The organism is Marinobacter sp. L-13, from assembly GCF_056857715.1.
The window spans coordinates 1-8,226 of sequence record NZ_JBSXNQ010000014.1 but is presented as its reverse complement, the minus strand read 5'-3'; the positions used below and the strand labels follow the sequence as shown (position 1 = coordinate 8,226).

General features: G+C 51.9%; 6 protein-coding genes and 1 pseudogene. 4 read left to right on the top strand and 3 right to left on the bottom strand.

Annotated elements, in window-relative coordinates; translation table 11 throughout:
* Nucleotides 1-79 precede the first annotated feature (79 nt).
* Nucleotides 80-1,162 carry an IS630 family transposase gene (locus tag AC13DD_RS00565; RefSeq protein ID WP_288365738.1) on the top strand — a complete coding sequence of 361 codons (1,083 nt, stop codon included), beginning with the start codon at nt 80-82 and terminating at the stop codon, nt 1,160-1,162.
* Here AC13DD_RS00565 and AC13DD_RS00560 read toward each other — a convergent pair.
* Both AC13DD_RS00560 and AC13DD_RS00555 read right to left on the bottom strand, forming a co-directional pair.
* Nucleotides 1,146-1,589, bottom strand: coding sequence for a nuclease-related domain-containing protein (locus AC13DD_RS00560; RefSeq protein ID WP_482930691.1), 444 nt, complete (start codon nt 1,587-1,589; stop codon nt 1,146-1,148). The two genes, AC13DD_RS00565 and AC13DD_RS00560, sit on opposite strands and share 17 nt — an antisense overlap.
* A gap of 383 nt (nt 1,590-1,972) precedes the next feature.
* A complete protein-coding gene (locus AC13DD_RS00555) occupies nt 1,973-2,884 on the bottom strand; it encodes an alpha/beta hydrolase (RefSeq protein ID WP_405416993.1) in 912 nt (303 codons plus the stop codon).
* Between the two features lie 242 nt (nt 2,885-3,126).
* Here AC13DD_RS00555 and AC13DD_RS00550 point away from each other — a divergent pair, with 242 nt between their 5' ends.
* Nucleotides 3,127-3,558, top strand: a complete 432-nt coding sequence (locus tag AC13DD_RS00550) for a tautomerase family protein (protein ID WP_273070600.1) — start codon at nt 3,127-3,129, stop codon at nt 3,556-3,558.
* 173 nt (nt 3,559-3,731) lie between these two features.
* Here AC13DD_RS00550 and AC13DD_RS00545 read toward each other — a convergent pair whose 3' ends face one another.
* Nucleotides 3,732-4,868 carry a helix-turn-helix transcriptional regulator gene (locus AC13DD_RS00545; protein WP_273070601.1) on the bottom strand — a complete coding sequence of 379 codons (1,137 nt, stop codon included), beginning with the start codon at nt 4,866-4,868 and terminating at the stop codon, nt 3,732-3,734.
* Between the two features lie 192 nt (nt 4,869-5,060).
* On the opposite strand from AC13DD_RS00545, the gene AC13DD_RS00540 reads away from it, so the two are divergent.
* Together AC13DD_RS00540 and AC13DD_RS00535 are read left to right on the top strand one after the other, a co-directional pair.
* Nucleotides 5,061-7,361, top strand: coding sequence for a hypothetical protein (locus AC13DD_RS00540; RefSeq protein ID WP_482901667.1), 2,301 nt, complete (start codon nt 5,061-5,063; stop codon nt 7,359-7,361).
* Between the two features lie 114 nt (nt 7,362-7,475).
* Nucleotides 7,476-7,635: pseudogene (locus tag AC13DD_RS00535) on the top strand (IS66 family transposase); the annotation flags it as partial.
* Nucleotides 7,636-8,226: the final 591 nt, after the last annotated feature.

Sequence of the window (8,226 nt, the reverse complement as noted above, 5' to 3'; positions counted from 1 at the left end):
CTAGTGTTCCGTCTGGTTAATTCCTAAGCGGAAGTGCGCTATAATTCGAGCTATTATTTACGAGCTCGGAGACTCTGTTTTGGCCCGGAAACCAGCACCCTTTAATCTTACGGTAAACGATCAACTCGAGCTGGAAAGCTGGTTGCGAACAAGCACGCTGAGTCAGAATCTTGTTCTGCGAGCACGAATCGTTTTGGCCCTGAATTCCGGTGAATCACCCAAAGTCGTTGCGGAGCAACTGGGAACCACGACGGCCACGGTATTCAAGTGGCGTAATCGTTACACCGAACAGGGTCTGAGCGGTCTTCGGGATGCACCAAGACCTGGACAACCCAGAAAGCTGGACCAGAAAAAGGTTAAAGCTATTCTTGATGACACGGTCAAAAAGCTGCCCAAGGAATCTACCCACTGGAGCGTCCGGTTGATGGCCGAATATGCCGGTGTTAGCCGCTGGCAAGTGCATCAGATCTGGAAAGCGGCTGACCTGAAACCACACCGGCTGAAAACCTTCAAAATAAGCAACGATCCAGACTTTGCTGAGAAGGTTTTCGATGTCGTTGGCCTGTACCTGAATCCGCCGGATAACGCGCTGGTGCTGTCGGTTGACGAAAAAACGCAGATCCAGGCACTGGATCGCACTCAACCAAAGCTGCAACTGAAACCCGGCCAGATCGAGCGCCGTACCCACGATTACAAGAGGCACGGGACGACCAGCTTATACGCGGCCCTGAATATCCTGAACGGCGAAGTGATTGGGCGCATTACACAACGCCACCGCGCCAAAGAGTTTCTCGATTTTCTGCGACAAATTGATCGAGAAACACCGAAAGAGCAGGACCTTCATCTGATTCTGGACAACAGCTCGACTCACAAAACACCAGAAGTGAAGGCCTGGCTGGAAAAGCATCCCCGGTTCAAGCTTCACTTCACACCAACCAGCGCCTCTTGGCTGAATGCCGTGGAGGGCTGGTTTGGTCAACTGGAACGCCGCGCTTTGTACCGTGGCATTTTTACCAGTGTCGGCGAACTTAAGAAGGCGATTCGTCGCTTTATCCAAACTCATAATGAGAAACTGGCAAAGCCGTTCCGCTGGCACAAGAGTGCAGAATCGATTATGACTTCAGTGACGCGAGCAAAGCTGAGTGTTATTGATAATAAATAAACGGATTACCCAGACGGGACACTAGGTAGCGCGCTTCGTTATTGCAATCAATGGCTTCCATCACCTTCTGAACTTCAACAGTCGACAACCGCTGCTCGATTTTAGCCTTGATAAAGCCGACATGCCCACCACCGTGGGCCACGCTCTCCGGCATGGGTGTTTTGAATGTGGAATCCCCGACAAAGATCTCGTGCTGGGAAACAATGATGTGGTCAATCTGGGTGGTGCCGGCTTCGGTGGGCAGGGCAACGTTCTTGATCAGGTGGCAACGGGTTTTACCTAGAGAGAGTTTGGCGGAGAAATTAACCACTGCTTCCCCGGCTTTGCCTTTGAAACAGGGGGATTTGATAACCGCCGCAAGAATGAAAAGCGGTATCAGGTACCAGATATAATCGAAGAGGGGCAGTAATGCCGGGGCGTAGTCCATCTGTCATCCTTAACAGCGGCGTTTATCCGTTTCTTATTACTACACACTAGTCCAACCCTTGGGAAACTTCCCACTCGGGAGACGAAAAATTTAGTAAACCACATAAAACAAACCTGTCCCGGTTCTCTGCAAATAGGCCGTTTCCGATTCTGAGCGGTCACGACCGGCCCGCCAAAAGCCATAACAGCAAGCCAGCACTCCCGAGAAGAAGCACTGCAAAATGGACCGCCAGGTTCTTGCGGACAGTTGGGGCAGGCTTAGCGGTGAAACCGAAATAATCGTCACCAAACAGCCCAACACCACAGCGCTCACAGTAGTTTTTCGAGTAAGAGACCCGAAGCTCAGACGGCTCAAACCTTATTCGGCAACTGTAACAACTGGGCTTAATCACTTCGGGCTCCGATTTGTTTGAAAAACCGGGCCAAGAAATCCAGCTGATCTTCGATGGACCGATCCAGAGCTTCGCCCCGATAGACATCAAAATGACCGACCGGATAGTGCTTCACTTCCGCGTTCGGCATCCTCTGGGCCGCTTTGACCGCAGAGCTCGCCGGAGCGACGGTATCGTGGTCGCAAATCAACACCAGTGCCGGGCAGGCGACTTTGCTGGCCAACCGGATGGGCCGGAAAAGAGGAATGGCATAACTCACGCCCGCGGCGACGTAATTCGACGCGTTATCCGCCAGCAAGAGAACATAGCCCTCCTGGCAGTCCTCAGCCGTCATCATGCCCAACTCGCCGGGGCGGCCGGCCGAAGCAATATACCGGGGAGACATCCCCAGCCCACGACGAAACCAGTCGACTGTTCCGTGCCAGGTCAGGCGCATCGCCTGCATGAAGCCGGCATAACCGACAACCCCCAGCAACGACGCCAAACCATCCATCATCGGGCATTGGGAGATGGTGCATTGCACGCTTCCATCCTTTGCCGCGGCCGCAATCACCAGCCCGCCGGAAAACGACGTTCCCCACAGGCAGATGCGGCTGCCATCGACACGATCCAGCTGCCGCGCAAAATTCAGTGCCGCCAGCCAATCCGCCACTTCCTTCCGGGGGCTCAGCGTCTGGCGTGGCTGGCCATCACTGTCGCCGAAATGGCGGTAGTCAAAGGCAAACACTGCATAACCCGCATTGCAGAAAGCTTCTTTGAACGGTGCAAGACCACTGGCATGAGTCAGCCCAAAACCATGGGCCATGACGACACACGGTAAACCTTTACTGCCGGCATCCGGCGTATAGAGAACACCGCGACAGGTTGTACCATCGCTCTGAAATTCCAGGGGCGTTTCGATCATTGTTTGGCTCGCATGCTTGAAGGTCGAGAGTCTCAGGATAGCTCATTGCTTCCGGATCAAACCGGCAGTTCAATAATCTCACCAACCACACTGTCTTCACTCACCTGCAACCGCCCCACCGTGATCGGCAGCGTAAATCGCCGGGGCCAGGCAGATAAGCGTTGCTATAGTGAAACAAGCCCGCCTCACTCCCATAGTGGCGAGATCCAGTGCAAACGCACAACCCATGGCAGGAGTTTCCCATGCCCACTTACACCGTCACGGTCGCGAATCTGTCTCTGTCGCCGCAGCAGAAATCACAGATCGCCGAGGCCATCACAGCGGCCCACAACGCCCAAACCGGCGCGCCCCGGTTCTTTGCCCAGGTTCTGTTTTCTGCGGCCAGTGGGGGCGATCACTTTGTGGGTGGCAGAGTGAACGCCGCGCCTCAGGTGTATGTGCACGGCCTGGTGCGGGAGGGCAGAAGCACCGAAATCAAACAGGCCCTGATGAGCCAGATGCTTGAAGAAATCGCCCAAATCATCAACATCACAGCTGAGAAAGTCTGGATCTATCTGCAGGACATTCCGGCCACCCAGATGATCGAGTTTGGGCGGTTTTTGCCAGCACCGGGGGAGGAAGTTGAGTGGGAAAAGGGGATGTCTTCGGAAGAGCGGGCCAGTTTACCCAAATAACCGCAATGATAGGTCTGTTGCGGTTTTCAACGCTCCCACCCTCAGTCAAGCCGCGCGACCAGATCCGTTATCCTCACCCGAAAATAAATCTGTCCCGGTTTCCCTAATCTGTCCCGGTTTTCCTGGATTAGCTGACCACTACAAATCGCCGATGTGGGTCTGGTGATCGCCGTTTAATCGGATCGGTTAACAGATAGCATGACAAGAAGTCTTACCAACTCCTGTTGTCTTTTCACTCCCGTTTTATCAAAGATACTTCTTAACTGAACTCTAAGCGTTGTTACGCTATTACCGTTTAGCTCAGCGATTTCTCCCAGGTTCAAGCCATTGAGAAGTCCGATCGCCAATTTGGTTTCTGCAGGGGTGAGCTCGTAAAGTTGTTTTAAGACATCGGCGGAGACGCGGATATTGGTCTCAGGATCGCTTATAAAAAGGAGCGCGACGTCTTGCATACTTACAAGCGAAACCTCGCCAGGTGCCTCTGATTTTTCGCCGCAGATTAAGGACAAAGGTGCCAAAGCCTCCGAATGATGGAGGCTAATTGCTCGTGCATTGTATTTCGTCTCGTTGGACTCGGACTGTATAGAATGTTCAATCGCCTCGCTCAGCTCAAGTTGGTGCTCGTTCTTCCACGCCTTCAATTGCCCATCTTTTACTCCAAGGGCAGGGTGATAGTCGAGAATGGTTTTGGCTGATTCGTTCAGAAACACTATGGTTAAATCTTTTTTGACCAGAGCCACACCCATTGCCAAGTGAGATAAAGCCGCTTTCATGCTCTGATTGTGGCTCTTGATAGCTTGGAAGGCGCGCTGGATTTTGAGTGCCCTTTGGAAGTGAGGGTGTAGAAGCTGGATGAGATGGAGGTCTTCTTCACTGAATGGGTTTGCCTCAAATGATCGATGTATCCCCAGACCCACGTGCCACTCGGCATTCTTGAAAATATTCAAACCTGCAACATAGCCTACGTCATTCGGCTTTAGCAGTAGCCGATAGTACATAGGATGATCTTCTTTAACTTTTTGATGATCAATAATCGTTGAGCTTGCACCCTCCGCTTTTTCCAGCATTACTCGATAGGCGTGGTCATACCGACCAAGTCCGAGTCGATAAGAGTAGCTGCTCAACGCCGGTAACCCGTGCGCTGCCAACAGAGTGCGACGTTTCTCGACATAGTCTTCGCAAAAAATGCCGGCAGATTTTGCGTTTAGCGCTGCGCATAATTGCTGAATCACGCTTACCCAGTGTTCTGGTCGATAGGCAGCTTCATAGATCTCCCCGACCAGATCTAGCACTGAGCTTTTATCCATCATGCTTGGTCTGTCTCCTTGGCAATGAGTGCGCATACTCCATTTGATGTATGTGGATAGCCTGAGTTTTGGTTAATTTGAAGCCACAGGTGAACCGCGTGAACGTCGCTTTACTCCACGAGTCTGTTGGATGGCGCAGAGTTTCGCCGTCACCAGTGCATGCCAGTTTATTAATACGCCTGGCGCCCTGTGTGGATGTTAAATGCATCACAAAATCTGTCATTTTTAATTGGTTTGTGTCTAAAAACTGTACGTCCAAGCACTTGGTTCGGCGGACGAGATCAGGCGGCACGAATTATTGAGCGAATTCGACAATTAAAGAGAGGAAAACCCATGAAAGGATTGTCAGGGATGGGAGCTCTTGTCCTGGGCCAGTTTTTACTTACTGCCTGTGGTGGCGGAGGCTCGTCATCAGATGGCTCACCTCCTGTATCAGAGCCCTCCACTTCGACCGGCCGGTTTATCGACAGCCCAGTCGCTAACATCGGATACCGCACAGAATCTATTCCCGATGGCGTGACCAATGCTAATGGTCAGTTCAAGTACCTTGAGGGCGAGACCGTTACTTTCTTCATCGGCGACCTTGAATTTCCGCCTGCGCCCGCCACTGAAAAAGTCACTCCTTTGGACCTCGCGGGCTCTACCGACACCTCCGACCCCACTGTCATCAATATCATTCGCCTGCTCCAAAGCTTAGATGACGACGGCATTACAAGTACTGGAATCACCATCAATCAGTTGGCTAAAGACAACGCGACCCCAGTTGATTTCTTTATCAGTGAAAGTGAGTTTCAAAACTTGACGGCAGTTAAGGTCCTAGTCGAAAACTCTGGCTCTCCGACTACCAGTCTCATCAGCACCAGCGAGGCTCTTGAGCATTTCGAGGGCATTTTGGTGGGCGAAGGCGTCGAATTTGTTGCGAACCTTGGCATTAACGGTATATGGGTGAATGAAAATACCGACAATGAACTGTTGGCCTTCGTCTTCTTCAGAGATGGCACATACGTCCACCTTGAAGTGGATGAAGAGCTGCCTTTGGACGAGCAACCTGAGACATCAGGTATGGAATGGGGAACATATTCGCTCGATCCAGAGACGAGAGCTCTGACCGTCGACATCGATTTCGATCGGAACCTCGACACTGGCCTCACGAGCAGTGTGAATGGCGGTCTCGATATTTTCGCCAGAGTATCTGGTGATCAACTCACCTTTGAAATCGACGAAAACGGGAATTCAAGTATCGATGACGGTGAGTCCACAGTCTTTTCCCGCTCAGCCTCAGAGACCATGGACGAGCTTGTCGGGATCTGGAAAGTTGCTAATGTTGCCGACTTCAACGATACCCTCGCGCTCATCTTTTTCGCTGATGGCACCTACGTGCACATGGAAATCGACGAGCAGGCACCGTTCGATGAGCAGCCAGAAACGTCAGGCATGGAATGGGGCACTTACTCTGTTTCACCGGGTTCGGACGCGATCACTTTTACCGGTTTATTCGACAACAACGGCGATACCGGACCTGTCAATGGCGTGGGATCTCCAAGCACGATCAGCGCATCGATATCTGACACGTCAATTGTGTTCAATCCTAATAGCGAAGAACCAACCACCTTCCTGAAAGATCCGGCGACACAACCGAGGGCGCTTGCCTTTACTGAGAGCGAACTTCAAAACTTAACCTGGTACGCCGCTCTACAGGAACCTGAGGACTGCGGGCCTGACTGGTTAGTGGAAGAAACGTCTTTCGATGGCACCAGCTACACACTGGATCTTTGCGGGACCGGAACGGATATCGAAACCGGAAGTTATGAAGTGCTGTCTTCTGGGGTTATCTTCTGGCCAGGTTTTGGAGAATACATCGCTCGCAAATCTTTTGATTCTGACCGGCAGGCATTTTACGCGTGCTCCGCGGACACGGAACTGGCAGCTTTAGAGTGCCCCGCTTCGGAGCAATTTCTAAATTTTCTAAATAAAAGTGATGCTGAGGCCTATGTCGCTGAGCAAAATGCTAATCCAGAGCTTACGGTAAGCTGGGAAGCCGAGCTGACTGCGTACTCTCAGGGTGATCTTTTTGAAACCGAGTCTGCGACCATGCAGTGTGATTCGGGCGGGGGCCCAACCGTGGGTGAAGTAGGAACCGAAACCCAGACGTGGTCTCGAGACGGGACAGAGGTTACCGTAACCAGTGACGCCTCTGAGCCCGGATCATTCTGGCTTCTGGATTTCACTCAGTCGACTCTGACGGTTGGTAAGACCTATCAAGAAACGGAAGCTGATCCAACGGGCGAACCGGGTGACATCTTTGAAAATGTCTTTGATATCAGCGAGTCATACACTTGGGATTCAGAGCAAGGTGCATTTATTGGAGAACTCGCGGAAACCATTACGTTGTCTTGGTCTATCGATGGTAGCGAGTCTGTGTGTGAATATACCTATTCTGTGGTCGCAACTCCACAGGGAACCGAAGCCGAAACCAGCGCATTTTTAGGTTTGTAAATTCGATGGACGATCCGTTCTCTGGGCATGCTGCGTGCAGCCCGGAGGACGTTAACAGTCCTTTGGCATATTGTGCCTCTTTTTAGAAGTGTCCGCAGTAACGGGGTAGAACCCCTCTACGAAATCGAGCGGGAAACCAAAGACCTGCCACCGGATAAGCGCTAGAAAATCCGACAAACCAGAGCCAAACCGCTTGCCGATACACTGCATCACGCGCTACCTGGACGATGGCGCAGTGCCCATCGACAACAACCGGATGGAAAACCAGATCCGGAACAGCCGAAAGGGCTACTGCGTTCCTTTTTTGCATTGTGTTTCCTCTTAATTATCTTGTGACTGTCCTGTCACCTAGTCAAAAATAAATCTGTCCCGGTTTTCCGTTAATTGTCGTACCGAAGGTTGCGAATACGGCAGGCGGGGCCCTTAAAGGCTTCTCCCTATTTAACTCGGCGGTATATCGACTTAGGTGAGAGTCGAATTTGAAACCTGCAGAAACCGGAGCATGTCACGGCTCCCCCATCTGATCAAACCGCCAGTTCAATAATCTCACCAACCACACTGTCTTCACGTACCTGCAACCGTCCAACCGTGATCGGCAGCGTAAATCGCCGGGGCCCGGCAGATAAGCGTTGCTATAGTGAAACAAACCCGCCTCACTCCAATAGTGGCGAGATCCAGTGCAAACGTACAACCCATGGCAGGAGTTTCCCATGCCCACTTACACCCCCTATGTGTCAGCGTAGTTGTCGCCTGAATATTTCAGAGGACAACCATGCCCCATTATTCACCGGAACGTAAAGAAGCCATTCTCCAGAAGATGGCCCCACCTCACAGTCTGACTGTTGCCGAGTTGGCCAGCCAGGAA

Coding starts and splice junctions, on each gene's coding strand:
- AC13DD_RS00545 (WP_273070601.1), bottom strand. CDS start 4,868: ATGATGGATAAAAGCTCAGTGCTAGATCTGGTCGGGGAGATCTATGAA.
- AC13DD_RS00550 (WP_273070600.1), top strand. CDS start 3,127: ATGCCCACTTACACCGTCACGGTCGCGAATCTGTCTCTGTCGCCGCAG.
- AC13DD_RS00540 (WP_482901667.1), top strand. CDS start 5,061: ATGTTAAATGCATCACAAAATCTGTCATTTTTAATTGGTTTGTGTCTA.
- AC13DD_RS00560 (WP_482930691.1), bottom strand. CDS start 1,589: ATGGACTACGCCCCGGCATTACTGCCCCTCTTCGATTATATCTGGTAC.
- AC13DD_RS00555 (WP_405416993.1), bottom strand. CDS start 2,884: ATGATCGAAACGCCCCTGGAATTTCAGAGCGATGGTACAACCTGTCGC.